This is a genomic window from Mycobacterium sp. (assembly GCF_035640695.1).
In the GTDB taxonomy this organism is placed as follows: Bacteria; Actinomycetota; Actinomycetes; order Mycobacteriales; family Mycobacteriaceae; genus Mycobacterium.
Genome location: NZ_DASQVQ010000185.1, coordinates 16,416 through 41,769, shown reverse-complemented (window position 1 = coordinate 41,769; position 25,354 = coordinate 16,416). Strand labels below are relative to the sequence as shown.

The following is a 25,354-nucleotide window of genomic DNA, read 5'->3' as shown; positions in this document are numbered from 1 at the left end:
AATTTCGACGAGGTCATCGCCACCCGAGACCAACTGGTCGCGGAAACCGGTGTCCGGTTGGTGGTCGCGTCGGTGCAGGACGACATCGACGCCGGCCGTGTCGTCGACAACGGTTCGTCGCGCAACTCGCTGCAGACCGTCACGTTGCTGCGCGGTATTCGTGAGAACAGCTTCGACGCGGCCTTCGGCGGCGCGCGTCGTGACGAGGAGAAGGCCCGAGCCAAGGAGCGGGTGTTCAGCTTCCGCGACGAGTTCGGTCAGTGGGACCCGAAAGCCCAACGGCCAGAACTGTGGAACCTCTATAACGGCCGGCATCGCAAGGGCGAGCATATCCGCGTGTTTCCGCTGTCGAACTGGACCGAGTACGACATCTGGTCCTACATCGGCGCCGAGAACATCACCCTCCCGGCGATCTACTACGCCCACCGCAGGACGGTGTTCGAGCGCGACGGCATGCTGCTGGCGGTGCACCGGTTCATGCAACCGAGGGACGGCGAGAAGGTCTTCGAGACAAGCGTGCGGTTCCGCACGGTCGGCGATGTCACATGCACGGGCTGCGTCGAATCAACGGCGGCCGCGGTCGACGAGATCATCGCCGAGACCGCGTTGTCCCGGCTCACCGAACGGGGGGCCACCCGGGCCGACGACCGCATTTCCGACGCGGGGATGGAAGACCGCAAGCGGGAGGGCTACTTCTGATGGCCACGCTGTTGCGCATCGCTACCGCGGGATCCGTCGATGACGGCAAGTCCACCCTGATCGGTCGATTGCTGTTCGACTCCAAAGCAGTGATGGAGGATCAGTTGGCCGCCGTTGAGCGCACCTCGAAGGAGCGCGGAAACGACTACACCGACCTCGCTTTGGTCACCGACGGCCTGCGATCCGAACGAGAGCAGGGCATCACGATCGACGTCGCCTACCGCTACTTCGCAACGCCGAAGCGAAAATTCATCATCGCCGACACCCCCGGCCACATTCAGTACACCCGCAACATGGTGACCGGCACCTCGACAGCGCAATTGGCGATCGTGCTCGTCGACGCGCGCCACGGTCTGCTGGAACAATCCCGTCGGCACGCGTTCCTCGCGTCACTGCTCGGCGTGCAGCACATCGTCCTGGCGGTCAACAAGATGGACCTGATCGACTGGGATCAGGAAAGATTCGACAACATCCGTGACGACTTCTACGAGTTTGCCGCACGGCTGGATGTCCACGACGTCACGACGATTCCGATGTCGGCGCTCAACGGCGACAATGTCGTCACCAAATCCGACAAGGCCCCGTGGTATGAGGGCCCGGCGCTGCTGTCTCATTTGGAAGAGCTTTACATCGCGGGCGACCGCAACCTGGTCGACGTGCGCTTCCCGGTCCAGTACGTGATCCGGCCACAGACCCGCGAACACCGCGACCACCGCAGTTACGCCGGCACCGTCGCCAGCGGCGTGATGCGGCCCGGCGACGAGGTGATCGTGCTGCCCAGCGGAAAGACCACCCGCGTCGCCGCGATCGCAGGTCCGAACGGTCCCGTGTCGGAAGCCTTTCCGCCGATGGCAGTATCGATACGCCTGGCCGACGCCCTCGACATCTCCCGCGGCGACCTGGTCGCGCGGATCAACAATCAGCCGCGCGTGACTCGAGAATTCGACGCAACGGTGTGCTGGATGGCCGACGATTCGGCGCTGGAGCCGGGTCGCGACTACATCATCAAGCAGACCACCAAGACCACCCGCGCGCGGGTCACTGCACTGGATTATCGGCTCGACGTCAACACCCTGCACCGCGACCAGCGCGCAACGGCGCTGAAACTCAACGAACTTGGGCGCATCACGCTACGCACCCAATCGCCGTTGATGGTCGACGAGTACACCCGCAACGCCAGCACCGGGTCGTTCATTCTCATCGACCCGACCACCAACGGAACCGTCGCGGCCGGGATGGTGTTGCGCGACATGTCGGCGCGCGATGCCGCCGCCCGCGCGTCGAGCCCGAACACCGTCAAGCACCGGTCGCTGGTCGCCGCCGCGGACCGGTTGTCACACGGCGCCACCATCTGGTTCACCGGACTGTCGGGCTCGGGCAAGTCGTCGGTGGCGATGCTCGCCGAGCGCAAGCTGCTGGAGTCGGGCAGACCCGCCTACGTTCTCGACGGCGACAACCTGCGGCACGGACTCAACGCCGACCTCGGATTCAGCATGGCCGACCGCGCCGAAAACCTGCGCAGGCTCGCCCATGTCGCGAAGCTGCTCGCCGACTGCGGACAGATCGTGCTGGTTCCCGCCATCAGCCCGCTCGCCAAGCATCGCGAATTCGCCCGCCAGGTACACGAGGAAGCGGGCGTGCCGTTCTACGAGGTGTTCTGTGACACGCCGCTCGAGGACTGCGAAAAGCGCGACCCGAAAGGGCTGTACGCAAAGGCACGCGCCGGTGACATCAAGGACTTCACCGGTATCGACAGCCCGTATGAGCCGCCGAACCAGCCGGATCTGCGGTTGGACCACTGCCGCACGCAAGAAGAACTCGCCGAGCAGATCGTCGACCTGTTGGCGTCGCGCCGATGACCGACCACGCGTTGGCCGCCACGCTGGCGACGAAGGCCGGCCGGCTTCTGCTCGAAGTGCGCAATGAGGTAGCCGACGCCACCGCCGGCGAACGGAAAGCGGCGGGCGACAAGCGATCACACGACTTCCTGATGAAAGCGTTGGCCGAGCTCCGTCCAGCGGACGCGGTGCTTTCCGAGGAGGGTGTCGACGACCCTGTCCGGCTGTCGGCCGCCCGGGTCTGGATCGTCGACCCGTTGGACGGGACTCGCGAGTTCTCCGAGCCGGGCCGCGACGATTGGGCCGTGCACGTCGCGCTATGGCAATCCGGCGAACTGGCCGCCGGTGCCGTCGCCCTCCCGGCCCAAGGCGTTACACTCGCAACCCCGCGTCTCCCGCCACCGCCGCCCGCTCCACCCTTACCGCGGATCGTGGTGTCCCGCACTAGGCCGCCGGCGATCGCACTCGAAGTTTGCGACCAGCTAAGCGGCACGCTGGTCGAGATGGGTTCGGCAGGCGCGAAGGTGGCGTCGATCGTGCAAGGCATCTCCGACGTCTACCTCCACGCCGGAGGCCAATACGAGTGGGACAACGCGGCGCCGGTCGCGGTGGCCCGGGCGGCGGGCCTGCACGCGTCCCGCATCGACGGCTCGCCGCTGGAGTACAACCGGCCAGACCCGCTGGTGCCAGATCTACTGGTCTGCCGACCCGAACTGGCAGACCCGGTCCTCGCCGTCACCGGCTGACGGTCGCGAATTAGCTCCCCCTCGATGGCAGAATTCGCAGCATGCGGATGTCGGCCAAGGCGGAGTACGCCGTCAGGGCCATGGTCGAGTTGGCGTCCGTCGATGAGGGCAACCTGGTCAAGACCGACGACCTGGCAAAGGCGCAGGGAATTCCGCCGCAGTTTCTCGTCGATATCCTGTCTGACCTGCGCACGGACCGGCTCGTCCGAAGCCGCCGGGGCCGCGAGGGCGGTTACGAGTTGGGCCGGCCGGCGGCCGAGATCAGCATCGCCGACGTGCTGCGGTCCATCGACGGTCCGCTCGCCAGCGTCCACGACACCGGACTAGGCGATTTGCCGTATTCCGGCGCCACCGCCGCCCTGACCGATGTGTGGCGGGCGCTGCGGGCCAGCATGCGCTCGGTTCTCGAGGAGACAACGCTCGCCGACGTTGCGGCCGGTGAGCTGCCGGGTCATGTGGGTCGGCTTTCCGATGACTATCTGGAACAGGAACGCAAGCGCGGCCACCGCCCGGTCCATTAGGCGCGGCGTGATTGGCTCAGGCGGATCTTTCGAACGCGTCCAGTACCGCACGTGGAATTCGTCCCCTTGCCGCCACCTGATATCCGTTGCGATTCGCCCACTCGCGGATGGCGGCGCTCTGGGCGCGATCGGGATGTTCCCGGGTCCGGCTTGCCGAAAGCGGATACCTGGTCTTGCGCCCACCCACGCGGCGGCTCGCCTTTACCCACGGCTGGAGTTGCTCGCGCAACTTCTTCGCATTCTTAGCCGATAGGTCGATTTCGTAGCTGACGCCGTCGAGGGAGAAATTCAGCGTCTCTTCGGCGGGCGAGCTGTCGCCGAGATCGTCGACCAAGGTCACCGTCACTTTTCTCACCATGTGCCTACCGGCCCTTTCGCATTCTCGCCCGTCCGTTCACTGCCTTGCATGGCGGATGGAGGCAAGCCTGGGACAACAAACTAAATTACTCCATCGGGGGCATATTACATACCAATGTGCTGGATTTGAACGGCTTCGACGACTTTGAGTATTGCGTCGATCGCGGAGTCACCAGACCCGAGATACGGCGCCATCCAGCCCGAAAAACCGCTGGTTGATTGCCGCGCAGTGATTTATCCGTCCGAATGCGGGAATGCAGCCGGTATGAACGTGCTCGTGCCGGAAACCGGCGGCGCGGCCCAGCTCGACGCCGCGGTCGCCGCCCGGTCACGCGTTCGCTCCGGCGAGCACACCGGCCCGACGAGCGGCCTGGCACCCGGCTTCGCTCAGGCCAACCTCGTCGTACTCCCGGCCAACGATGCCCTCGACTTCCTGCGCTTCTGCGTGCGCAACCCGAAGCCGTGCCCGGTCTTGGAGGTCACCGACACCGGGTCGGCGGAACCCGCCACGCTTGCGCCGGGCGCCGACCTGCGGACTGATCTGCCGCGGTATCGGGTGTTCCACGACGGCGAGCTGATCGACGAGCCGACGGAAGTATCGGGTTACTGGCGAGATGATCTGGTCGGCATGCTGCTCGGGTGCTCGTTTACATTCGAGTGGGCCCTCGCGTCCGCGGGCCTACCCCTTGCGCACCAGGCCCAGGGCGTCAATGTCCCGATGTACGTGACGAATCACCGATGCGCGAGCGCCGGACGATTTGCGGGCCCGTTGGTCGTGTCCATGCGACCGTTCATGCCGGCCGATGTCCCTCGCACGGTCGCGATCTCGGCCCGTTTTCCGTTGATGCACGGCGCACCGGTGCATGTCGGAGACCCCGCACCGCTTGGCATCGCGGACCTCGACGCACCCGACTTTGGTGAGCCGGTGCAGATCCCGGCGGGACACGTGCCGGTCTTCTGGGCGTGCGGAGTGACACCACAGGCCGTCGCGCTCCAGACACGCCCGGAGCTTGCGATCTTCCACGCGCCCGGGCACATGTTCATCACCGATCGACCACACGCAGATTTCGACATCAAGGAGAGCAATGCGTTCCAATGACGCCGCGGAGCCCGCCGCCATCCGCAAGGCCGTGGCCGGTGCAGCAATCGGAAACGCGGTCGAATGGTTCGATTTCGCGATCTATGGCTTGCTGGCCACATACATCGCCAAGAAGTTCTTTCCGTCCGGCGACGAGACGGCGGCGCTGCTGAACACATTCGCCGTATTCGCCGCCGCGTTTTTCATGCGCCCGTTGGGTGGGCTGTTCTTCGGACCGCTCGGAGACCGGATCGGGCGCCAACGCGTGCTGGCGGTGGTGATCTTGCTGATGTCCGCCTCGACGCTGGCCATCGGCCTGCTGCCGAGCTTCGATGCGATCGGCGTGGCCGCTCCGCTGCTGCTGTTGTTTCTGCGTTGCCTGCAAGGCTTTTCGGCCGGCGGTGAGTACGGAGGCGGGGCATGCTTCTTGGCCGAGTATGCGCCCGACAAGCACCGCGGCTTCATCGTCGCGTTCCTGGTCTGGTCGGTGGTGATCGGCTTCCTGCTGGGGTCGGTGACGGTGACCGTGCTGCACGCGGTGCTTCCCGCGAATGCCATGAACGCCTACGGCTGGCGCGTCCCGTTCTTGATGGCCGGGGCGCTCGGGGTCGTCGGGCTCTACATCCGGCTGCGCTTGGATGACACGCCCGAGTTCAAGCAGTTGCGCGAAACCCACGCCTTGGCCGAATCGCCGCTCAGGGAAGCGATCACGACCGCGTGGCGGCCCATCCTGCAGGTGGCCGGCCTGGTGATCATCCACAACGTCGGCTTCTACGTCGTGTTCACATACCTACCGACCTACTTCACCGAGACCCTGAAGTTCACCAAGACGAACGCGTTCGTCTCGATCACGGTGGCCAGCATCGTGGCGCTGCTTCTGATCCCGCCGCTGGGCGCGCTGTCGGACCGGATCGGCCGACGGCCGTTGCTCATCGCTGGCTCGGTTGGCTTTGCAGTATTCGCCTATCCTCTTTTCCTGCTGCTGAATTCGGGGTCTCTAATCGCGGCGATCGCCGCGCACGCCGGGCTCGCCGCGATCGAGGCGGTGTTTGTCTCGGCGTCACTCGCGGCGGGCGCGGAGCTGTTCGCCACTCGAGTCCGTTCCAGCGGCTTTTCGGTCGGCTACAACGCGTCCGTCGCCATCTTCGGTGGAACCACGCCCTACGTCGCGACATGGCTCGTGCACCGCACCGGCAGCAACCTCTCCCCCGCGTATTACATGATCGCTGCGTCGGTCATGACGCTCATAACGATCCTGACCATGCGCGAGACCGCGGCGCGCCCACTGCCGCAGACCACCCGTCTCACCGACTCTTCTCCGATAGCTGGACCGACTCGATGATCGCCCGCACAGTGCGCCGGCAACGCCCGCACTCGGCGCCGGCACCGCACACCTTCGCGACCTTTTTTGTCGTCGAGGCGCCAGCGGCCACCGCGTCGGCGACTTCTTGACTGGTCACACCTCTGCACAGGCACACGAACATCAGAAGAGCCCCGTCAAAAGTCTTCGTCGATGTGCATCATGTGCCAAAACTTGCCGACAAACGGCGGCGGATAGGCGCCCACCCCTGCACCGGCCATCCATTCGGCGGCCACATCTGGATCCTCAACCCAATGCCGCGCCTCGTCTTCGCTGTCGATGTCCTGGAGGATGAACACCTCACTCGCATCGTCGAACGCCCGGTAGATCCATACGCGCCGAATACCCGCTGCCTTGAATCGGTCGACCGCCTGCCGAACCCGGGCGACGAGGGCGGTCACATCGTTGATCGACGCCATTGCGCCCACGACGATGCCGGGTGGCGCTGCCTCCGAAGACGCTGTCAGATCCAGCTTTTCCACTATCTCACCGGCGAACACACCCGGGATGTCCTGCACGCCAACCGCATCGAACCAGTCGAAGAAGACCCGCGATCGCAGCAGATCAACGATCGGTTCGGGGTTGCGAATGGCCATGGTTACCAGCACCCGCCCGCGGTCCCACGTCGACGCGTACACCAGCACGTGGTGCGCCCCGATGTCGGCGAGCTCCTGCTTGCGGCTCTGCAGTAGCGGCCACACGCTTCGGGGATCGGGCACACGGTAGTCGGAAGCGAGTATGAGCGTGCGCGCGCGGGACTCGGCCATGCCCTAACCGCTGGCCGGCAGCGGTTTGGCTACCACCATCGTCCCTCCGTGTCAGAAAGCGGTGCCAGAGCCCCTCAGCGCCGTGCGGACATGGTCGCGTAGCTCGTCGTGATCCGGCAAGTCCCCGCCGCGAATGATGGTGTCGTCGCGACCCACGATGAACAGAAAGCCATCAGCTCTTCGAGTTGGACGGCATGATGGTCGACATGCCCGTACTGCGGCATGCAGAACAGATCATCGGCGCCAGCGGTCAACCCCAGCAGAAGGCCACATCATGACGGCCACCACGGTTCGGTCGCCACAATGGCAGCGGTTTGCCGCGACCGCGGCCCGAAGCTGTGGTGCGCCGGCCGGCGACTACGCCGAGCTGTGGCAGTGGTCGGTCCGCCAGCCGGCACGGTTCTGGCGCGCGGTGTGGGAGTTCTTCGACGTACAAAGCCGCAGCGGCTCGCTCGCCGGCGGGGACGACGCCGTCCTCGCCGATGCGTCGATGCCTGGGGCGCGATGGTTTCCCGGCGTGCAGCTGAACTACGTCGACCAGGTCCTGCGGCATGCGCACCAAACGGGACCCGCGGTCATCGGCGTCGACGAGTCGGGCGCGCGGACCGAGATCAGTTGGGCGGACCTGCCCGGACAGATAGGCGCGGTCATGGCGGCCCTGCGCCGCTTGGGCGTGCGGCGCGGCGACACCGTCGCCGCATACCTTCCCGACGTCGCGGAGGCGGCGGTGGCGTTCCTGGCCACCGCAGCGCTCGGCGCGGTCTGGTCGGCGTGCGGTCAGGACTACGCGCCGGAAGGTGCGGGCTCACGTCTCTGCCAGCTCAGCCCGAAGGTCTTGTTCACCTCCGACGGCAGTCGGCATAACGGGCGGTGGATCGACAAGCGCGCACACGCGGCCGAGTTGCGGTCGCTGCTGCCTGATGACCCGTCGATCATCCTCATTGGTGGCGGCGAGAGCAGCGCTGCGCTGCGTTTTGAGGATCTGGTTGCCGAGCCGCAAGAGCCCGAAGTCGAGGCAGTTCCGTTCGATCACCCGCTGTGGGTGCTGTTCAGTTCCGGCACCACCGGCCGGCCCAAGGGCATCGTTCACGGCCACGGCGGGGTGGTGCTCGAGCACCTGAAAGCGGCCGGTTTGCACGCGAACTTGGGCACCGATGACGTCTTCTTCTGGCAGACCGCCTTGAGCTGGATGATGTGGAACTTCCGGCTGGCCGGACTCCTCTGCGGATCAACGGTCGTGTGCTACAGCGGCCATCCGCTGTACCCGGATGCAGGCCGTCTCTGGCGACTGCTGGCCGACGAGCAGGTGACATATTTCGGCACCAGCCCGGGGCAATTGCTTGCGTCGCGCAAGGCCGGGCTCACGCCGGGATCCACGCATGATCTGAGCCGACTGCACACAGTCGGCAGCACCGGATCGCCTTTGGCGGCAGATTTATTCACCTGGGTCGGCTCCCACGTTGGCACAGATGTGACCGTGTCGTCGATCAGCGGCGGGACCGACGTCGTCACGGCTTTCGCAGGTGGAACACCCGGGGTGCCGGTTGTCCCCGGCGAACTTGCCACGATCTATCTCGGCGCGGCGGTGGAATGCTGGTCACCCGACCGGCACTCGCTGACCAACGAGGTCGGCGAGTTGGTCATCACGGTGCCGATGCCGTCGATGCCGATCGGGTTCTGGCACGACGAGGACGGATCCCGTTATCGCAGCGCATATTTCGCACACGAATGGACCGACGGCCCGGCGCCGGGGGTGTGGCGCCACGGCGATTGGGTCACGGTTACCGACCGGGGCTCGCTCATCATTCATGGCCGCAGCGACGCCACGCTGAATCGACACGGCATCCGGATGGGCTCAGCCGAGATCTATGAAGTCGTCGAGGCCATGGACGAGATCGGCGAGGCGTTCATCGTCGGCGTCGACGGACCCGATGGCAGCTACTGGATGCCGTTGTTTGTCGCGATGGCCTCGGGCCATCGGTTGAACGATGACCTTATCGACAAGATCCGCAACAAAATTCGCTCGACACTATCGCCCAGGCACGTGCCCGACGAGGTCATCGACGCGCCGGCCATCCCGCACACCCGCACCGGCAAGAAGCTGGAGGTGCCGATTACCGGTATCCTCGCCGGCCGCACCGACGTGGCCATCGACCCGCGCGCGCTCGACAACCCTGACCTGATCGAGTGGTATCGCGAACGAGGCCGACTGCACCGCTGGTGAGGACGCGACCGGCCACCCCGGGTTCGCCATCTCACCCGCGCACCAAAGCCGCGGATTCAAGCAGCTCGTCAAGGGCAACGTTGAAGTCATCGGCCAATCGCCACACGTCGGGCACCAGATCAGGGCAGGAGATGACACCCACGTTCAATTTTCCGTTCAGCGACATCACCGTGATATTCAGACCGCAGCCGTGGAACAACGGGCCGAGGGGATACAACGCGTCCACTTTGCAGCCCATGAAATACAGCGTTGTTTGCGGGCCCGGCACATTCGAGATGATCAAACTGTGCACCGGTTTCCCGGTGAGCGGTGTGCTGGCCACAAGCCGCAAAACGGTGCCGAAGACCGCCCGGGCGGCGACTTGCGTCCAGTCCTGCAGCAGCGTGGGACTGATGGCCGAGCTGTGATTCTTGGCGGCGGCGTTCGCCCGGGCAATCGCCCGTAGTCGTTCCGCGGGGTCGCCGATGTGGGTCTCGAGTCGGCAGAACATGCCCGACAGCTGGTTGTGACCCGGGCGATCGGACTGGTCGTGCACCGACACCGGCACCATCGCCACCAGCGATCTGGCGGGCAGCTCGTCGTGATCGAGCAAGAACCACCGCAGCACCGCGGCGCATAACGCCATCACGACGTCGTTGACCGTGACCTTGAAGCGGTTCTTCACCGTCTTGATGGCGTCGAGGTCCAGCTCGGCCAGCGCGATGTTGCGGTCGGCGGTGATCGATGCGTTGAATCGGGTGGCCGGGGCCGCGAATGGTGCAGCCATCGTCACGCCGCTACCGGCCCGCCGCAGCGTTTTCGCGATCGTTGCGACCGTCGTCGGAAGCACATTGGCCAGTTTCAGCGGGCGGGCGGCGAACCTCACCAGGCCACTCGCCGAGATCTCAAACGGGCCGGCCGTCCCGGGGCCCTCCACACGATCCGGCGGCGGCGGTGCCGGTTCGACGCTGCACAGTTGCGACAGCAGGTTTGCACCGGTGACTCCGTCCACCGCAGCGTGATGAATCTTGGTCATCACCGCCAATAGACCTCCCGCGTGCGGGTCGGTATTGGCAATGCCCTCGATCACCCACATCTCCCACAGCGGCCGGCTGCGGTCGAGCGGCGCGGACGCGATGTGCCCGCAGATGTCGGCCAATTCGGTGCGTCCTCCCGGCGACGGCACGCCGATGCGGTACAGATGCCGATCGAGGTCGAACGCATCGTCTTCGACCCACACCGGATGGTCCAGGTTGAGCTGGCTGTCGGCCAGTTTCGCCCGGAATTGCGGTATGGCCGCGAGCCGCCGCGCCAGCTCGTCGCGAAACCGATCGAAGGTGTAGCCACCGGGCATCGTTGAGGTGTCCAGTTCGATTATCGAGCACACATGCAGGGGCTGGGTGGGGCTCTCGATGTAGAGGAAACTCGCGTCGAGTCCACTGAGCCGTTCCATGCGCCGATGCTAGGCGCGATGACGCCGTGTCAAGCCCAATCGGCCCGAACCGCAACAAGTTGCGTGAATCTTTCACGCTGCGATTATCGGGCTCACCGGGGCACGCGCTTAGTTGGACGCGTATTCGACCATCGGCTCAGTTTCCGCGACCGAACCCCTCGCAATGGTCAAGTTGTCGGGCCGTATCACATACCGGGTGCCGTCGGCCGGGTTGGTCACGTCCCACCCGCCCGGCGAGCGCACCGCGTCGGCCAGTTCGATGCTTGCGCCGTCACTGAGGCGCACGCCTCGGTAGTAGAGATTCCCGGATCCGCCTCGGCAGACCACCAGCACCGACTTGGTGGTGCGAGCGACGGCCGCGGCAGTGCTTGCAGCGTCACAGCGGGCGTTGGGATAGTCCAGGAACCCCCGCGCGTCGGCGCCGGACACGCCGTTGGCGGGCTGTGACGCGGGCGGCGACGACGTTGTCGTCGAGGGTCGCGGCGATGTCCCGGCTGTAGTGGGTTCACTGGTCGTTTGGGTCATACTCGGGCTCGGCGGCACCGCCACGCTCGCCGGCGGCGCGTTAGTTCGGTCTGGCCCGAAGGCCAGCCACAGCGCCGCGGCGAGCGCGAGGATGAGCAACGCCACAGCCGCGCCGGCCAGCACCAACTGTCCGGGCCCGAAACCACGCCGCTGCTGCACAGGTGTTGGGGGCCGACGGGCAGGCCCGAGGTACGGGGTGTAGCCCGTTGCGGTCGGGTTGGGCCACTGCGCCGGAAACTGGCGGGTGCTCGCCGGCTGTGGGTGGTGAGCAGCGGTTGCGGACGTCGACTGGTCCAACGCCGCTGTCGAGCGTGCCGCACCGGCAAGCTCTCCGGCGGAGGAAAAACGGTCTCGGGGTTCTTTAGCCATGCCACGGGCGATGACCCCGTCGAACGCGGGGTTCAGTCCCGGTCGCGCTGCGCTGGGCCGCGGCGGTGCAGCGAGGAGGTGAGCGCTGATCAGCTGGCTCACTTCCCCCGCTGGGAACGGCGGCCGGCCGGTAAGGCATTCGTAGAGCACACACGCCAGGGAGTAGACATCGGCCTGCGGGCCCACCCGTGCGTTGGCGAACCGTTCCGGGGCCATGTAAACGCACGATCCGATCGCCGCACCCGCACTGGTAAGTCCGCTATCCCCACCCAGGTGTGCGATGCCGAAGTCGACGAGGTAGACGAACCCACTCGGAGTAAGCAGCACGTTCTCCGGCTTGACGTCACGGTGCACGAGGCCGTCGGCATGTGCGGCGTCCAGCGCGGCGGCTACCTGTGCGACTATCGAGGCGGCGCGCGCCGGGTCAAGGGGCCCGCTTTCCGCCAACACCGTTTTCAGGTTGGCACCCTCAACTAGCCGCATGTCGATATAGAGGACACCGCCGATGTCGCCCCAGTCATGCACCGGGATGACGTGCGGCTCCTGCAGGCGCGCAGCGACCCGAGACTCGCGTCGAAATCGTTCTTGAAAATCCGCGTCGGCCGCCAGCTCCGTGCGGAGCAGCTTGAGCGCAACCATCCGGTCCCTGACGGTGTCGTAGGCCCGATACACCTCGCCCATCCCGCCGATGCCGATGAGCGAACGCAGTTCGTAGGGGCCGAACATGGTGCCGACGCGCGAACCCGCGCGCGATGAGACCATTCGGATACTCCCAGTCCCCGACCCGATACGTGTGCTACCGCCCATTGTCCGGCGGCGATTCTTCGCGGTGGTTTCCGGTAACGCGCTACCGGAAACCTTCGGTGACGCACCGACCGCACCAATCCACACGGTACAACGTAAGTATTTCGGGCGAATCCCACCGATGGCCGAGAATGCAGCCAATCTGCAAGCGCCGCACAGCCACACCTCGCCGCTTCGTCGCTGCAGTGCCATCGCGGCCGAGGTCGGATACCCGGTCGACACCATGCACCGCCACTACACGTCCAAATAGGCCGGCGCTGTGACATCGGCCGGGCAAATCCGCGGCGCGGGCGTCGACATGACTCGAACGGAGCAGTATCGTTTCGCTATCCCCCCGATACAGGGTGGCTGGCCGACTTCCCGTTCTTGGCAACTAGGTCTTCAGTGTCAATGTCGAGTTGCATGTTAGAGATGGTGACCGATCGGGCACCGTCTGGGCGGAAGTCTATTTGTACGTCGTGGCTCCCCCCGCGCGGCTGTGCGGCACGGGGGCTTCGAGAGAGTGGTTCCACCATGAATGAGCTTGAACAATTGACCCGCGATGTGCGTGGGTTCGCCGCCGAGGTACGAAGGCTGGGTTACTCGTCTGTGGCTAGCGGGCATGAGAACCAGTTCCTTGAGTTGTCCGAGCGTATGGCCCGACACGCCGACGCCGTCGATCGGGCCCAGTAACCGACGTTAACGCCAACCGCGGGCCGCGCTCTCGCGTGGCAATTGCGTGTCACCCGACGCCAGGAAGGTAGCCAGCTAAACATGGTAACCCGTGTTTACCTGGACAGACACCTTCCGGGCACGTGTGCGGGCGGAGGGATTCGAACCCTCACGCTCTCTCGAGCACCGGCACCTAAAGCCGGCGCGTATTCCTGTTTCGCCACGCCCGCCGCGTCGTGATCGTACCGCCTCGCTCGCCCGGCTCGATGCGTTCGTCGGGCCGAAGGACCGCGCGGTACCGTTGAACGGTGTCCACTACGCGGCGTAGGAGGCCAGCGCTCATCGCGCTGGTATTCGTCGCATCGCTTGCCTGCCTAGCCCTGGCCTGGTGGCAGTGGCAACGCTTCGAGTCCGCGACGGGCACCGGCCAGAACCTCGGCTACGCCCTGCAATGGCCGCTTTTCGCGGTGTTCGTGGTTTACGCGTACCGCAAATTCGTCCGCTATGAAGAAGAGCCGCCGCCCATTCACAAGCCCGACGAGGTCACCGAGATTCCCGCCGGCCTGCTGCCCGAGCGCCCCAAGCCGCCCGCTGATCAAGCCGACGACCCGGCGCTCACCGCGTACAACGCCTATCTCGCCAAGCTCGCCGAGGACAACAAACACGATCGAAGGACATCCGCATGAGCTCAGAGACGAGCAGCTCAGAGGCCAGCACGGAGACGACGGACAAGAACAGCATCCGCATCGCACTGCTTGGGTACCGAGTGATGGCCTGGGCGACCGGCATCTGGCTGATCGCATTGTGCTACGAGCTCGTCCTCCACTATGTCGTGCAAGTGGAAAATCCGCCCAGCTGGATCGGCGTCGTCCACGGCTGGGTGTACTTCGTCTACCTGCTGGCCACGTTGCATCTTGCCGTGAAGGCGCGCTGGCCGCTCTTGACTTCGATCGGGACACTGCTCGCCGGCACGATTCCATTGCTCGGCATCATCGTCGAGCACTTCCGCACCAAGGACGTCAAGCAGAAATTCAACCTCTAGCGCCGACTGTGCGGATTCGTACGTCCGCGCGGCGTGTCGCGTACGAAACCGCACAGTCGACGCCTCTAGGCGCACGCCAGCGTTCGCAGCGCCGGCAGCAGCAGAGCCAGCGCGCGACCCCGATGCGACACCGCATCCTTTTCGGCCGGGCCGAGCTGTGCCGCGCTGCGGGTCTCCCCTTCCGGGACGAACACCGGGTCGTAGCCAAACCCGCCGTCGCCGTGGGGTTCCCGCGCAATCCGCCCTGGCCAGCGGCCGCGCACCACCACCTCGCCCGAAGCCGAAACCAATGCGCTTGCCGATACGAACGCCGCGCCGCGCCGCGCGTCGGGCACGTCGCGCAGCTGTTCCAATAGCAGCGCATTGTTCTCCGCGTCGTGGCCGTGCACGCCGGCCCACCGGGCCGACAACACACCGGGCATGCCGTTCAGCGCGTCGACCTCGAGGCCGGAATCGTCCGCCACAGCAGGCAGTCCGGTCGCCGCGAATGCGTCGCGGGCCTTCGCCAGCGCATTCTCCTCGAACGTCGCACCGGTTTCGGGGGCCTCGTCGAAGGGCTCCACCTCATCCAGCGACACCAACTTGATCCCCGAAAGCCCGGCGGCGTCGAGCACCCGACGCATCTCGGCCAACTTCCTGAGGTTACGGCTGGCCACGAGCAGACGCGTCAACTCAGCTTCCGAACGCCTTCTTCGGCGCCGGCCGCTCCGGCAGCACTCCCGGATACGGCAGCTCCAGCGCCGCGCGCTGGATCTCGAACAGCTTCTCCGTCGCGCCCAGCGCCGCGTCGAGCAGTTTGTCCAGCGTCGACCGTGGGAACGTGGCGCCCTCACCCGTGCCCTGAATTTCCACCAGCGTGCCGGTGTCGGTGGCAACCACATTCATATCCACCTCGGCGCGGGCGTCCTCCTCGTACGGCAGGTCGACGCGGACTCGCCCGTCGACCACGCCGACGCTGACCGCGGCGATCATGCACGACAGCGGCCGCGGATCGTTCAACTGACCCGCGGCGGCCAGGTATGTCACCGCGTCGGCCAGCGCGACGTACGCACCGGTGATCGCCGCGGTGCGAGTGCCGCCGTCGGCCTGCAGCACGTCGCAGTCGATGGCGATCGTGTTCTCGCCCAGCGCGGCCAGGTCGACGCAGGCCCGCAGCGAGCGGCCCACCAGCCGGCTGATCTCCTGCGTTCGCCCGCCGAGGCGGCCCTTGACCGATTCTCGGTCCGAGCGCTCATGCGTCGAAGCCGGCAGCATCGCGTACTCGGCGGTGAGCCAGCCCTCCCCGCTTCCCTTGCGCCATCGCGGCACACCCTCGATCACACTGGCCGTGCACATCACCCGGGTCTGACCGAACTCGATCAGCACCGACCCCGCGGGATGCACGGTGAACCCGCGGCTGATCGTCACCGGGCGCAGCTCGTCGTCGAGCCGCCCGTCTTCTCGACTGGACACGCCGACCACCCTACGGGTGCCTACCGACCGACTGTCAGCGTCTCCTGGGCGACCACCGCGCGCACCGGCCCGTGGAACTCGGCCTTGGCCTCGGTGATGACATCCTCGCGCGACGTCCACGGCGGGATGTGGGTCAACAGCAGCTCACGCACACCGGCGCGGGCCGCGATCTGGCCCGCCTCGGTCCCGGACAGGTGCAGGTGCTCGGGACGTTCGGCCGGAGCATGGGTCCACGATGCCTCGCACAGGAACGCGTCGGCGTCGCGCGCCAGCTCCACGAGCGAATCGCAGAGGCCGGTGTCGCCGCTGTAGACCAGCACCGCGCCGGACCGGTCGGTGATCCGCAAGCCGTAAGCCTCCGTCGGGTGCGCCACCAACCGAGGCAGCACCGTCAGCGAGCCGAACCGCACCTCCTGCCCGTCGGCCCAGTGCCGCACGTCGAAGATGTCGGAGAAGTCGTCGATCTCGCCGCCGTACGGCGATGACGCCTGCGCGAGCCGCGACCACGTGTCGCTGGGCCCGTACATCAATGCCTTGCTGGTGGGCGCGGACGGGTGGTAGCGGCGCCAGACGAACAACCCCGGCAAATCGAGGCAATGGTCGGCGTGCAGATGGCTCAGCAACACATGCACCGAGCTGGGATCCGCGTGCCGTTGCAATGCGCCGAGCACGCCTCCGCCGAAGTCGATGACCAACGGCGGAGCGTCAGGAGCCATTACCAGATATCCCGACGCCGGCGAATCCGGTCCGGTAACGCTGCCCGAGCAGCCAAGGACAGTGATCCGCACGCTCACAAGCTTGCCATGCCCTTTGTTCTCTTGACGAAAACATGGCTGCAATAGGCGACCAGTATCATTCCAGCGCGCCAACGTGACGCCGGACAGGTCGCACGCCGTCCAGCGCGGGCCCGAGAAATCGCGCGGCCAGCCGTTTGAATGCGTCCGGGTCGCCGGTCGCTTCAAACAACCGACTAGCCGGCGGGGCGTCATGCGGGCGCAGCAGGTCGAGCTCGGTGAGCACCCTGACCAGCTCCTTGGCCGTCTCCTCGGCGCTCGACACCAGCGCCACCGATTCGCCCATCGCGAGCTGGATCAATCCGGACAACAGTGGATAGTGGGTGCAACCCAGCACCAGCGTGTCGACGCCGGCGCGCTGCAACGGCTCGAGGTAGCCCTCGGCCAGTCCGAGTACCTGACGGCCGCTGGTAATGCCCCGTTCGACGAAGTCGACGAACCGCGGGCACGCGACGCCGATGACCTCGGTATCCCGGGCGGCGGCAAACGCGTCCTGGTAGGCGCCCGACGAAATCGTCGCCTCGGTGCCGATCACGCCGATGCGGCCGTTGCGCGTAGTCGCGACCGCACGGCGCACCGCGGGCAGGATCACCTCCACCACCGGCACCGGGGCATAGCGTTCCCGCGCGTCACGAAGGCACGCCGACGACGCGCTGTTGCAGGCGATGACCAGCGCCTTGACGCCGCGGGTGACGAGGTCGTCGCCGATCGCCAGCGCGTGCGCGCGAATTTCGGGAATGGTCAGCGGCCCGTAGGGGCCGTTGCCGGTGTCGCCGACGTAGACGATGTCCTCGTCCGGCAATTGGTCGATGATCGCGCGCGCGACGGTCAAGCCGCCCACACCGGAATCGAAAATCCCGACCGGCACCAATGGGGACCTCACCGGGTCATCGGTGGCGTTGTCGCCCTGCCACGGCGCAACGCGCGGGCCTTGCGTTCCGGACTGGACAGCAGGTAGGCGGCCAGCACGCCTGCGATACCCCCGCACAAGTGACCCTGCCACGAGATGCCGGTACAGCCCTGTACGGGCACCGCACCCCAGAGGATGCCGCCGTAAATGAACAGCACGATCAGCCCGATGATGATCTCCCACAAGTTGCGGGTGAACCACCCGAACACCAGCAGGAAGGTCAGCCAGCCGAAGATCAGACCCGACGCGCCGATGATGTTGGAGTTGACGCCGCAGGTGGATCCGACCTCGCCGATCAGCCAGGTGCCGAAACCGCCGAGGATCCAGATGATCGCGGTGGCAAAGATGAACCGTGACAGCCCGGCCAACGTCATCAGGAAGCCCAGCACCAGCGCGGGACCGGTGTTGGCGATCAGGTGCTGCCAGCTTGCATGCAGCAAGGGCGCGAAGACGATGCCCCATAACCCGTCGGCCTCCAGCGGCCGGATGCCGTTCTCATCGAGGCGGTCGCCGCTGAGCTGATTGACGACCTCGATGATGTACAGCAGCGCGACGAAGCTGACGATCGTGATGCCGCCGGTGACCCACACCGGCCGCTTCTTTCGCGGCGGCGTGGCCGGATAACCGACCGGCTGAATCATGCGCGACCCGCCTCGGCTTCTCGCCTAGCCGTCATGCCCATAGCTGCCCTTCCAGCGCGTCCTCGGCTTCGTCCAGGCTACCGGCGTAAGCACCGGTCGACAGATACTTCCATCCGGCATCGGCCACCACGAACGCGATGTCGGCCCGCTGCCCCGCCTCGACGGCCTTGGCCGCCACGCCCAGTGCGGCGTGCAGAACCGCGCCGGTCGAGATGCCGGCGAAGATGCCCTCGGCGGCGACCAGTTCGCGGGTGCGTTTGATCGCCTCGAACGACCCGACCGAAAAGCGTGTGGTCAGCACGTCCGGGTCGTAAAGCTCGGGGATGAAGCCCTCATCGATGTTGCGCAGTGCGTAGACCCCTTCGCCGTACCTGGGTTCGGCCGCGACGATCTGTACGTCGGGCACATGCTCGCGCAGGTACCGGCCGGTGCCCATCAGTGTGCCGGTGGTCCCAAGCCCGGCGACGAAGTGGGTGATCTCCGGCAGGTCGGCCAGCAGCTCCGGGCCGGTGCCGTAGTAGTGCGACTCAGTGTTGGCCGGGTTGCCGTATTGGTAGAGCATCACCCACGACGGGTTCTGCTCGGCCAATTCCTTGGCGTGCGCGACCGCAGTGTTGGATCCACCCTCGGCCGGCGAGTAGATGATCCGCGCACCGTAGAGCTCCAGCAGCTGCCGCCGTTCGATCGAGGTGTTCTCCGGCATCACGCAGATCAGCGCGTACCCCTTCAGCAGCGCGGCCATTGCCAGCGAGATGCCGGTGTTGCCGCTCGTCGGCTCGAGGATCGTGTCGCCCGGCTTGAGGACGCCTTTGCGCTCGGCGTCCTCGATCATCCTGATTGCGGGGCGGTCCTTGATCGAGCCGGTCGGGTTGCGGTCCTCGAGCTTGGCCCACAACCGCACGTGCGGCCCGTCATCCCAGCGGGGTGACAGCCGATGCAGCGCGACCAGCGGCGTGTTGCCGAGGGCCTCCAGCAGTGAGTCGTATCGCGTCAATCTCTAGCCGCCCGCGACGGCCGGCAGGATCGTCACCGAGTCGCCGTCGGCGATCTGGGTGGCCAGCCCGCCGGAGAACCGCACGTCCTCGTCGTTGACGTAGATATTGACGAAACGGTGCAGCTTGCCGTTATCGATGAGGCGCTCGGAGATGCCGGAGTAGTTCGAGTCGAGGTCGCTGATGACCGCCTCGAGCGTGTCGCCCGCCGCAGTGACTCGCTTCTCGCCTCCCGTGTGGGTGCGCAGGATCGTCGGTATCGAGACGCTGACCGTCATGGGTTGACCCTTTCTGCAACGTTTTCGTAGGTGTCGACAACGGTCACCGGCTCCTCGGTGACCTCGCCGTCGACGATGCGGTAACTGCGCAGCTCGTGAGTGTCCGCGTCGCGGGTGGACACCAGCACGTAGTGCGCGTCCGGCTCGGACGCATACGAGACGTCGGTGCGGCTCGGATACGCCTCGGTCGCGGTGTGCGAGTGGTAGATGACGACCGGTACCTCGTCGGCCTCGTCCATCTGGCGCCACACCTTGAGCTGCTCCATCGAATCGAAGCGATAGAACGTCGGCGAACGTTCCGCATTGGTCAGTGCGATGTGCCGCTCGGGCCGGTCGGAGCCTTCCGGTCCGGCGATCACCCCGCACGCCTCGTCGGGGTGATCGGCGCGCGCGTGCGCGACCATGGCGTCGACCAAGTCGGCGCGAATCACCAGCACAGCGTCGCCCCCTTCATGTGAATGCCCCGGGCAACACGTCACGATAGGCGGGTATTCCGTGGGCCGCACTGGCCGCCATCACCGCGATGACCACCGCGCGGGCAAGGCAATCGGCGGCCGCCGCGCCGACCATGGCCGCCAGCCCGGCCTCCTCCGACATGGCCGCGGGTAATCGGCTGCTCGGCGGTGCCTCCACCGCGCCGGTGGCCAACGCGAACACGGTGTCGCCGTCCATCGGGCTGTGCGACGGCCGGATCGCGCGGGCCAGTCCGTCGGCCGCCATGATGCCGACGCGCCGGCATGACGACGGGTTGAGCGCGGCGTCGGTGGCCACGACGCCGATCGTGCTGTTGAACGCCTGCGCGAAACGATCTCGTTCGGCCACCAACGCGGCAAACGCGTCGATCTGAGCCCGCGGCGGGCGAGCAAGCCCGAGTTCGGCGGCCACGAAGTTAGTCCAGGGCAGACCCGTGGCCGGGTCGATGACGTCGCCGACGCAGTTGACCACGACCAGCGCCCCGACCGTCACCCCGGAGCCCAGCACCATCGACGTTGTTCCGATGCCGCCCTTCAGCACTCCTGCGCGGGCGCCGGTGCCCGCACCCACGCATCCACTTCCGACGTCCCTGCTCGCGTTATTGCTTGCGGAGTAACCGAATTCGGCATTCGGCCGCAAATCCCATCCTCCGACGGCCAGATCGAAAATCACGGCAGCCGGCACGATCGGCACCACCTGATCGCCGACGTCGTTCATCATCACGCCGCGACGGTGTTCCTCCAGCCAGCGCATCACCCCGTCGGCGGCTGCAAGGCCATACGCGCTACCGCCGGTCAGCAGCACCGCATCGACATAGCGCACGGTGTTGGCCGGGTCGAGAAGATCGGTCTCGCGGGTGCCAGGAGCACCCCCGCGGACTTCGACCGCACCGACCGTACCCGCCGGCGTCAGCACGACCGTGCTGCCGGTGGCCCAGCCCGTGCCGTGCGCGGCGTCAACGTCCAACCGATGGTGGTGCCCGACGAGGATGCCGCCGACGTCGGTAATGGAACCGCTTGAGGTCAACACTCGCCTCGTTCGCGGGGCGGCATCAGCGCCGCCCCATCAATGCGATTACCAGATACTCCTGCAGCACCGTCAGCCACTGGTAAACGTCGAGGTGCCCGGCCATCGGGTGCTCGGCGGGCAGTTGCTCCGGGCCGTCGGGCCCGATACCGAGCATGGTGCCCAGCGCGAGCCGGACGTCGTTGACCGCGGCTATCCAGGCGTTGGCGTCATCTTCGGTCAGCTCGAAGCGTCCGCCGGCGGGCAGGGTGCGCAACAGCCGTTGACCGGCTTGGCGCTTCGCCTCGATGATGTCGGGCTCGTGCAGGCTGCGCAGCGCGCCGTTGAGGCTTTCGGCCACCGCCGAACCGGCTGGGTGGGTGCGCGTCGAACGGTAGAAATCTGGCAACAGCCGCGCCATCGTGGCATCCTCGGGCCGCCGCGGGTTACCAGTTTTGATCCCCGTAATGTCGGTGAGTTCGTCTGCGGGGGCAGATGATTCGCGGTCGTCGAGCATCGCGATCATCGAGGAGACCAGGCTCTGCAGCAGAGATGCCTCATGGGCGGCCAGAGACGACCGAAAACGTAGGCCGTCGGCGGTGTCGACCCGTTTCCATTTACGCACCAGTGCGTCCGTTCCGAATCGCGTCGGTTAGCGGTCCTGCTGCAGCGTGGCCCACAACCCGGCCGCGTGCAGCTTGGATACGTCGGTCTCCATCGACTCACGGGTGCCCGCCGAGACCACGGCCTTGCCGTCGTTGTGCACCTGCAGCATCAGCTTGGTGGCGTGCGGCTCGCTGTACCCGAACAGTTTCTGGAACACATACGTCACGTATGTCATCAGATTGACCGGGTCGTCCCAGACGATGGTGACCCATGGTGCCTGCGCAGAATCAACCGGAGCGACGTCTTGCTGCTGGCGAGTCCCCGGCCGGGTCCGCGCTGGCGTAACCATGGCCCAAGGATAGCCGCGTGGTCCGACACGGTCACCGGCCTATCCCAAAATGGCCGAGCGCACAGCCGAGTTGTGGGCTCAGACGTCACCCCAACTCGATACGGTTGCCTTGTGCACTCCGTCGCGCTGCTGACCGACAAATACGAGCTGACCATGCTCGCCGCGGCACTGCGCGACGGCGCCGCAGAGCGTCGCACCACGTTCGAGGTTTTCGCTCGCCGATTACCCAACGGGCGCCGCTATGGTGTCGTCGGCGGTACCGGCCGGTTGTTCGAAGCGTTGCCGCACTTCATATTCGACGACGGCGCGCTGCAATTGGTGCGCGGCTTCCTCGATGCCAACACGGTGGACTACCTGGCCGACTTCCGGTTCCGCGGGGACATCGACGGCTACCCAGAAGGCGAATTCTACTTCCCCGGCTCGCCGGTGTTGTCGGTGCACGGTACGTTCGCCGAATGCGTGGTGCTCGAAACCCTGGTGTTGTCAATCCTCAACCATGACACCGCGATCGCGTCGGCCGCCGCCCGGATGGTCAGCGTGGCCGACGGGCGCCCGCTGATCGAGATGGGCTCGCGGCGCACTCACGAACAGGCCGCGGTGGCAGCGGCGCGCGCCGCCTACGTCGCGGGTTTCGCCGGCTCGTCGAACCTCGAGGCGCAACGCCGCTACGGCGTGCCCGCACTCGGCACCGCCGCACACGCCTACACGCTGCTGCACACCGGCCCCGACGGCCCCGACGAGCGGGCGGCGTTCCGTGGCCAAATCGAGGCGCTCGGGTCGCAGACCACACTGCTCGTCGACACCTACGACATCACCGAAGGGGTGGCCAACGCGATCGAGGCGGCCGGAACGGGCCTGGGTGCGGTGCGTATCGATTCCGGCGATCTCGGGGTGCTCGCCCGGCAGGTGCGCAGCCAGCTTGACCAGCTCGGCGCGACCGACACCCGCATCGTGGTGTCGGGCGATCTCGACGAGTTCGCGATCGCCGCGCTGCGTGCCGAGCCCGTGGACAGGTACGGCGTCGGCACCTCGGTCGTCACCGGATCCGGCGCCCCAACGGCGAACATGGTGTACAAGCTCGTCGAGGTCGACGGCATGCCGGTTGCAAAACGCAGCAGCCACAAGGAGTCTCACGGTGGCCGCAAGGAAGCGATGCGGTTGGCCAAGCCCTCGGGCACAATGCTCGAGGAGGTCATTTACCCGGCCGGTAAGCCGCCGCACGTCGAAGAGCCCAGCCGCACGGTGACCGTGCCGCTGGTCCGCGAAGGCGAGATCGTTGCCGACGCCGATCTCGACGCCGCCCGCGCGCGGGTGGCCTCGGGATTGAAATCTCTACCGTGGGACGGGCTGAAGCTGTCTCACGGGGAACCCGCCATTCCGACCCGGCTCGTCCCGGTCGACGCAATCGAGGGGGAGCCACGGCGGCCGAGGTGACCGAGTTGCTCGCCACCGCCGTCGAGGCCCTGGGCGGCACCGAACGCGCAGGCCAGATCGAGATGGCGAAGGCGGTCGCGCACGCGTTTGAGTCCGGAGAGCATCTTGCCGTCCAGGCCGGAACCGGCACCGGCAAGTCGTTGGCCTACCTCGTACCGGCGATCGTGCATGCACTCGAATCCGCCTCGCCGGTGGTCGTCTCGACCGCCACCATCGCGCTGCAACGCCAGCTTGTCGAGCGGGACCTGCCGCGGCTGGCCGATTCACTGGCCGGCTCGCTGCCCCGGCGACCACGCTTCGCGATTCTCAAGGGTCGCGGAAACTATCTGTGCCTGAACAAGATCCACAACGGATCGGCTGACGGCCCGGATGACGCGGATCCACCACAGGAGGCACTGTTCGCACCGTCCACCGCGATCGGTCGCGACGTGCAGCGGCTGACCGTGTGGTCGTCGACCACCGACACCGGCGACCGCGACGAGCTCTCCCCCGGCGTGCCGGACCGGTCGTGGTCACAGGTGAGCGTCTCGGCGCGGGAATGCCTCGGCGTGGCGCGCTGCCCGTTCGGCACCGAATGCTTCGCCGAAAAGGCCCGCGCCGAGGCGGGACGCGCCGACGTCATCGTCACCAACCACGCACTGCTGGCCATCGACGCGATCGCGGACGCCGCCGTATTGCCAGAACACGACATGTTGGTGGTCGACGAGGCGCACGAGCTGGTGGACCGGGTGACGCGAGTGGCCACCGGCGAGCTCGCATCGGCGCCGCTGACTGCGGCTATCCGCCGCGTTGGCCGGTTCGTGCAACCCGAACTGTTGCACCGGCTCGACGCGGCCGCCGCCGCTTTTTCCGAGTTGATCCGCGATAGCGCGCCTGGGCGCATCGATCATCTCGACGAGCGGCTCGGGGTGGCGCTGACGACGCTGCGCGACGCCGCCGACGCCGCGCGCAAGGCCATTGGAGCGGCGCCGTCGGACGCCAAGGCCGCTGCTGCGCGGTCCGAGGCACTGGCCGCCCTCGACGAGATCACCGACACATGCGCACGAATCCTTCTGTCGTTCAACGACGTTCTTTCCGACCGGACCGACGTGGTGTGGCTGGACCATGAAGACAACCGCGGCTCGATACGGGCCGTGCTGCGTGTGGCGCCGCTGTCGGTGGCGGACCTGTTGCGCACCCGCGTGTTCGGTCGGGCCACCGCAGTGTTGACATCGGCCACGCTGACCATCGGCGGGTCATTCGACGCAATGGCATCGGCGTGGGGACTGTCTGCGCAACAACACGATTCGCCGCCGCAATGGCGAGGACTAGACGTCGGGTCCCCTTTCCAGCACGCGAAATCGGGCATACTCTACATCGCGAAACACCTGCCGCCACCCGGCCGCGACGGCGTCGGATCGGCGGAGCAACTCACCGAGATCGCCGGCCTGGTCGGCGCCGCACACGGCCGCACACTTGGGTTGTTCTCGTCGATGCGGGCGGCCAAGACAGCCGCCGAGGCGATGCGGGAACGGCTGCGCACGCCGGTGCTGTGCCAGGGCGACGACGCCACCGGTGCCCTCGTCGAGCGGTTCGCCGCCGACCCGGAAACCTCGTTGTTCGGTACGTTGTCGCTCTGGCAGGGCGTCGATGTGCCGGGCCCGTCGCTTTCGCTGGTGATCATTGATCGCATTCCCTTTCCAAGGCCCGACGACCCGCTGCTGACCGCGCGCCAGCGGGCGGTCGCCGCCCGCGGGGGCAACGGCTTCATGGCGGTCGCGGCCAGCCACGCCGCGCTGCTGTTAGCGCAGGGCGCAGGTCGGCTGCTGCGCCGCGTCGACGACAAGGGCGTGGTGGCGGTGCTCGACTCCCGGATGGCGACCGCCCGCTACGGCGGGTACCTGCGGGATTCCCTGCCGCCGTTCTGGGTCACCACCGACCGGCAAACTGTCCGCGCCGCACTGGATCGTCTCACATGTGCGGCGGGCTGACGTCAAACCAGCGGCGCCGACTTCGCGGGATCAACT

Annotated in this window: 28 protein-coding genes and 1 tRNA gene; 12 read left to right on the top strand and 17 right to left on the bottom strand. The window is 66.6% G+C overall.

Translation table 11 applies throughout. From position 1 onward, the window contains the following. From cysD to VE759_RS21785, 4 genes are all read left to right on the top strand, one after another. On the top strand, positions 1–699 hold a 699-nt coding region (cysD, locus tag VE759_RS21800; protein ID WP_324936317.1), incomplete at its 5' end, for a sulfate adenylyltransferase subunit CysD. Further along, positions 699–2,558: an adenylyl-sulfate kinase gene (cysC, locus tag VE759_RS21795; protein WP_324936315.1), complete on the top strand. Its 1,860-nt coding sequence runs from the start codon at positions 699–701 to the stop codon at positions 2,556–2,558. The genes cysD and cysC, both read left to right, overlap by 1 nt. Continuing rightward, entirely contained in the window at positions 2,555–3,283 is a 729-nt protein-coding gene (locus VE759_RS21790; protein WP_324936313.1) for a 3'(2'),5'-bisphosphate nucleotidase CysQ, read from the top strand. The genes cysC and VE759_RS21790 overlap by 4 nt, the downstream gene beginning before the upstream one ends. Positions 3,284–3,324: 41 nt before the next feature. Then, a complete protein-coding gene (locus VE759_RS21785; protein ID WP_324936312.1) occupies positions 3,325–3,804 on the top strand; it encodes an RrF2 family transcriptional regulator in 480 nt (159 codons plus the stop codon). A gap of 16 nt (positions 3,805–3,820) precedes the next feature. On the opposite strand, the gene VE759_RS21780 is transcribed toward VE759_RS21785, so the two are convergent. Further along, positions 3,821–4,162, bottom strand: a complete 342-nt coding sequence (locus VE759_RS21780; protein ID WP_324936310.1) for an Lsr2 family protein — start codon at positions 4,160–4,162, stop codon at positions 3,821–3,823. 264 nt (positions 4,163–4,426) lie between these two features. Between VE759_RS21780 and VE759_RS21775 the strand changes: the two genes are divergently transcribed. Together VE759_RS21775 and VE759_RS21770 are read left to right on the top strand one after the other, a co-directional pair. Then, a complete protein-coding gene (locus VE759_RS21775) occupies positions 4,427–5,260 on the top strand; it encodes a putative hydro-lyase (protein WP_324936308.1) in 834 nt (277 codons plus the stop codon). Then, positions 5,247–6,581, top strand: a complete 1,335-nt coding sequence (locus tag VE759_RS21770; protein WP_324936306.1) for an MFS transporter — start codon at positions 5,247–5,249, stop codon at positions 6,579–6,581. Before VE759_RS21775 ends, VE759_RS21770 begins: the two co-directional genes overlap by 14 nt. Here the strand turns inward: VE759_RS21770 and VE759_RS21765 are convergent. Both VE759_RS21765 and VE759_RS21760 read right to left on the bottom strand, forming a co-directional pair. After that, positions 6,544–6,723 (bottom strand): (2Fe-2S)-binding protein, encoded by a 180-nt coding sequence (locus tag VE759_RS21765; RefSeq protein ID WP_324936304.1) that lies wholly within the window; start codon positions 6,721–6,723, stop codon positions 6,544–6,546. The genes VE759_RS21770 and VE759_RS21765 overlap by 38 nt on opposite strands. 13 nt (positions 6,724–6,736) lie before the next feature. Further along, on the bottom strand, positions 6,737–7,366 hold the full coding sequence (locus VE759_RS21760; RefSeq protein WP_324936302.1) for a fatty-acid--CoA ligase: 630 nt from the start codon (positions 7,364–7,366) through the stop codon (positions 6,737–6,739). Between the two features lie 274 nt (positions 7,367–7,640). Here VE759_RS21760 and VE759_RS21755 point away from each other — a divergent pair, with 274 nt between their 5' ends. Beyond that, the gene (locus tag VE759_RS21755; protein ID WP_324936300.1) at positions 7,641–9,590 is read left to right on the top strand and encodes an acetoacetate--CoA ligase; all 1,950 of its coding nucleotides are present in this window, start codon (positions 7,641–7,643) and stop codon (positions 9,588–9,590) included. Positions 9,591–9,621: 31 nt separating this feature from the next. Here VE759_RS21755 and VE759_RS21750 read toward each other — a convergent pair whose 3' ends face one another. Further along, the gene (locus VE759_RS21750) at positions 9,622–11,022 is read right to left on the bottom strand and encodes a wax ester/triacylglycerol synthase family O-acyltransferase (RefSeq protein ID WP_324936298.1); all 1,401 of its coding nucleotides are present in this window, start codon (positions 11,020–11,022) and stop codon (positions 9,622–9,624) included. 108 nt (positions 11,023–11,130) lie between these two features. Beyond that, positions 11,131–12,678, bottom strand: a complete 1,548-nt coding sequence (locus tag VE759_RS21745; RefSeq protein ID WP_324936296.1) for a serine/threonine-protein kinase — start codon at positions 12,676–12,678, stop codon at positions 11,131–11,133. 163 nt (positions 12,679–12,841) lie between these two features. Between VE759_RS21745 and VE759_RS21740 the strand changes: the two genes are divergently transcribed. Then, positions 12,842–12,970: a hypothetical protein gene (locus tag VE759_RS21740; RefSeq protein WP_324936294.1), complete on the top strand. Its 129-nt coding sequence runs from the start codon at positions 12,842–12,844 to the stop codon at positions 12,968–12,970. A 547-nt stretch (positions 12,971–13,517) separates the two neighbouring features. On the opposite strand, the gene VE759_RS21735 is transcribed toward VE759_RS21740, so the two are convergent. After that, positions 13,518–13,601: transfer RNA gene (locus tag VE759_RS21735), tRNA-Leu, on the bottom strand. A gap of 78 nt (positions 13,602–13,679) precedes the next feature. Here VE759_RS21735 and VE759_RS21730 point away from each other — a divergent pair. Further along, the gene (locus tag VE759_RS21730; RefSeq protein ID WP_324936292.1) at positions 13,680–14,057 is read left to right on the top strand and encodes a hypothetical protein; all 378 of its coding nucleotides are present in this window, start codon (positions 13,680–13,682) and stop codon (positions 14,055–14,057) included. Next, a complete protein-coding gene (locus VE759_RS21725; RefSeq protein WP_324936290.1) occupies positions 14,054–14,413 on the top strand; it encodes a DUF3817 domain-containing protein in 360 nt (119 codons plus the stop codon). Before VE759_RS21730 ends, VE759_RS21725 begins: the two co-directional genes overlap by 4 nt. A gap of 65 nt (positions 14,414–14,478) precedes the next feature. On the opposite strand, the gene VE759_RS21720 is transcribed toward VE759_RS21725, so the two are convergent. The 11 genes from VE759_RS21720 to clpS are packed head-to-tail and all read right to left on the bottom strand — an operon-like array spanning position 14,479 to position 21,914. Beyond that, positions 14,479–15,036 carry a non-canonical purine NTP pyrophosphatase gene (locus VE759_RS21720; protein WP_324936321.1) on the bottom strand — a complete coding sequence of 186 codons (558 nt, stop codon included), beginning with the start codon at positions 15,034–15,036 and terminating at the stop codon, positions 14,479–14,481. Positions 15,037–15,085: 49 nt separating this feature from the next. Then, the gene (gene rph, locus VE759_RS21715; RefSeq protein WP_324936288.1) at positions 15,086–15,865 is read right to left on the bottom strand and encodes a ribonuclease PH; all 780 of its coding nucleotides are present in this window, start codon (positions 15,863–15,865) and stop codon (positions 15,086–15,088) included. A gap of 20 nt (positions 15,866–15,885) precedes the next feature. Continuing rightward, positions 15,886–16,659 carry a cyclic nucleotide-degrading phosphodiesterase gene (locus VE759_RS21710; RefSeq protein ID WP_324936286.1) on the bottom strand — a complete coding sequence of 258 codons (774 nt, stop codon included), beginning with the start codon at positions 16,657–16,659 and terminating at the stop codon, positions 15,886–15,888. A 58-nt stretch (positions 16,660–16,717) separates the two neighbouring features. Continuing rightward, positions 16,718–17,542, bottom strand: coding sequence for a glutamate racemase (gene murI, locus VE759_RS21705; protein WP_324936284.1), 825 nt, complete (start codon positions 17,540–17,542; stop codon positions 16,718–16,720). Next, positions 17,539–18,210: a rhomboid family intramembrane serine protease gene (locus tag VE759_RS21700; RefSeq protein ID WP_324936282.1), complete on the bottom strand. Its 672-nt coding sequence runs from the start codon at positions 18,208–18,210 to the stop codon at positions 17,539–17,541. The genes murI and VE759_RS21700 overlap by 4 nt, the downstream gene beginning before the upstream one ends. A 31-nt stretch (positions 18,211–18,241) precedes the next feature. Beyond that, positions 18,242–19,204 carry a cysteine synthase gene (locus VE759_RS21695; RefSeq protein ID WP_324936280.1) on the bottom strand — a complete coding sequence of 321 codons (963 nt, stop codon included), beginning with the start codon at positions 19,202–19,204 and terminating at the stop codon, positions 18,242–18,244. A gap of 3 nt (positions 19,205–19,207) precedes the next feature. Next, a complete protein-coding gene (locus VE759_RS21690; RefSeq protein ID WP_324936278.1) occupies positions 19,208–19,480 on the bottom strand; it encodes a MoaD/ThiS family protein in 273 nt (90 codons plus the stop codon). Beyond that, positions 19,477–19,917, bottom strand: a complete 441-nt coding sequence (locus VE759_RS21685) for a M67 family metallopeptidase (protein WP_324936276.1) — start codon at positions 19,915–19,917, stop codon at positions 19,477–19,479. Before VE759_RS21685 ends, VE759_RS21690 begins: the two co-directional genes overlap by 4 nt. A 13-nt stretch (positions 19,918–19,930) precedes the next feature. Further along, positions 19,931–20,983 (bottom strand): P1 family peptidase, encoded by a 1,053-nt coding sequence (locus tag VE759_RS21680; protein WP_324936274.1) that lies wholly within the window; start codon positions 20,981–20,983, stop codon positions 19,931–19,933. A 22-nt stretch (positions 20,984–21,005) separates the two neighbouring features. Then, positions 21,006–21,584: a DUF2017 domain-containing protein gene (locus VE759_RS21675; protein ID WP_324936272.1), complete on the bottom strand. Its 579-nt coding sequence runs from the start codon at positions 21,582–21,584 to the stop codon at positions 21,006–21,008. Positions 21,585–21,611: 27 nt separating this feature from the next. Then, on the bottom strand, positions 21,612–21,914 hold the full coding sequence (gene clpS / locus VE759_RS21670; RefSeq protein ID WP_324936270.1) for an ATP-dependent Clp protease adapter ClpS: 303 nt from the start codon (positions 21,912–21,914) through the stop codon (positions 21,612–21,614). 111 nt (positions 21,915–22,025) lie between these two features. On the opposite strand from clpS, the gene VE759_RS21665 reads away from it, so the two are divergent. Both VE759_RS21665 and VE759_RS21660 read left to right on the top strand, forming a co-directional pair. Further along, positions 22,026–23,348 (top strand): nicotinate phosphoribosyltransferase, encoded by a 1,323-nt coding sequence (locus VE759_RS21665; protein ID WP_414687976.1) that lies wholly within the window; start codon positions 22,026–22,028, stop codon positions 23,346–23,348. Next, positions 23,345–25,318, top strand: a complete 1,974-nt coding sequence (locus tag VE759_RS21660) for an ATP-dependent DNA helicase (RefSeq protein WP_324936266.1) — start codon at positions 23,345–23,347, stop codon at positions 25,316–25,318. The genes VE759_RS21665 and VE759_RS21660 overlap by 4 nt, the downstream gene beginning before the upstream one ends. Positions 25,319–25,354: the final 36 nt, after the last annotated feature.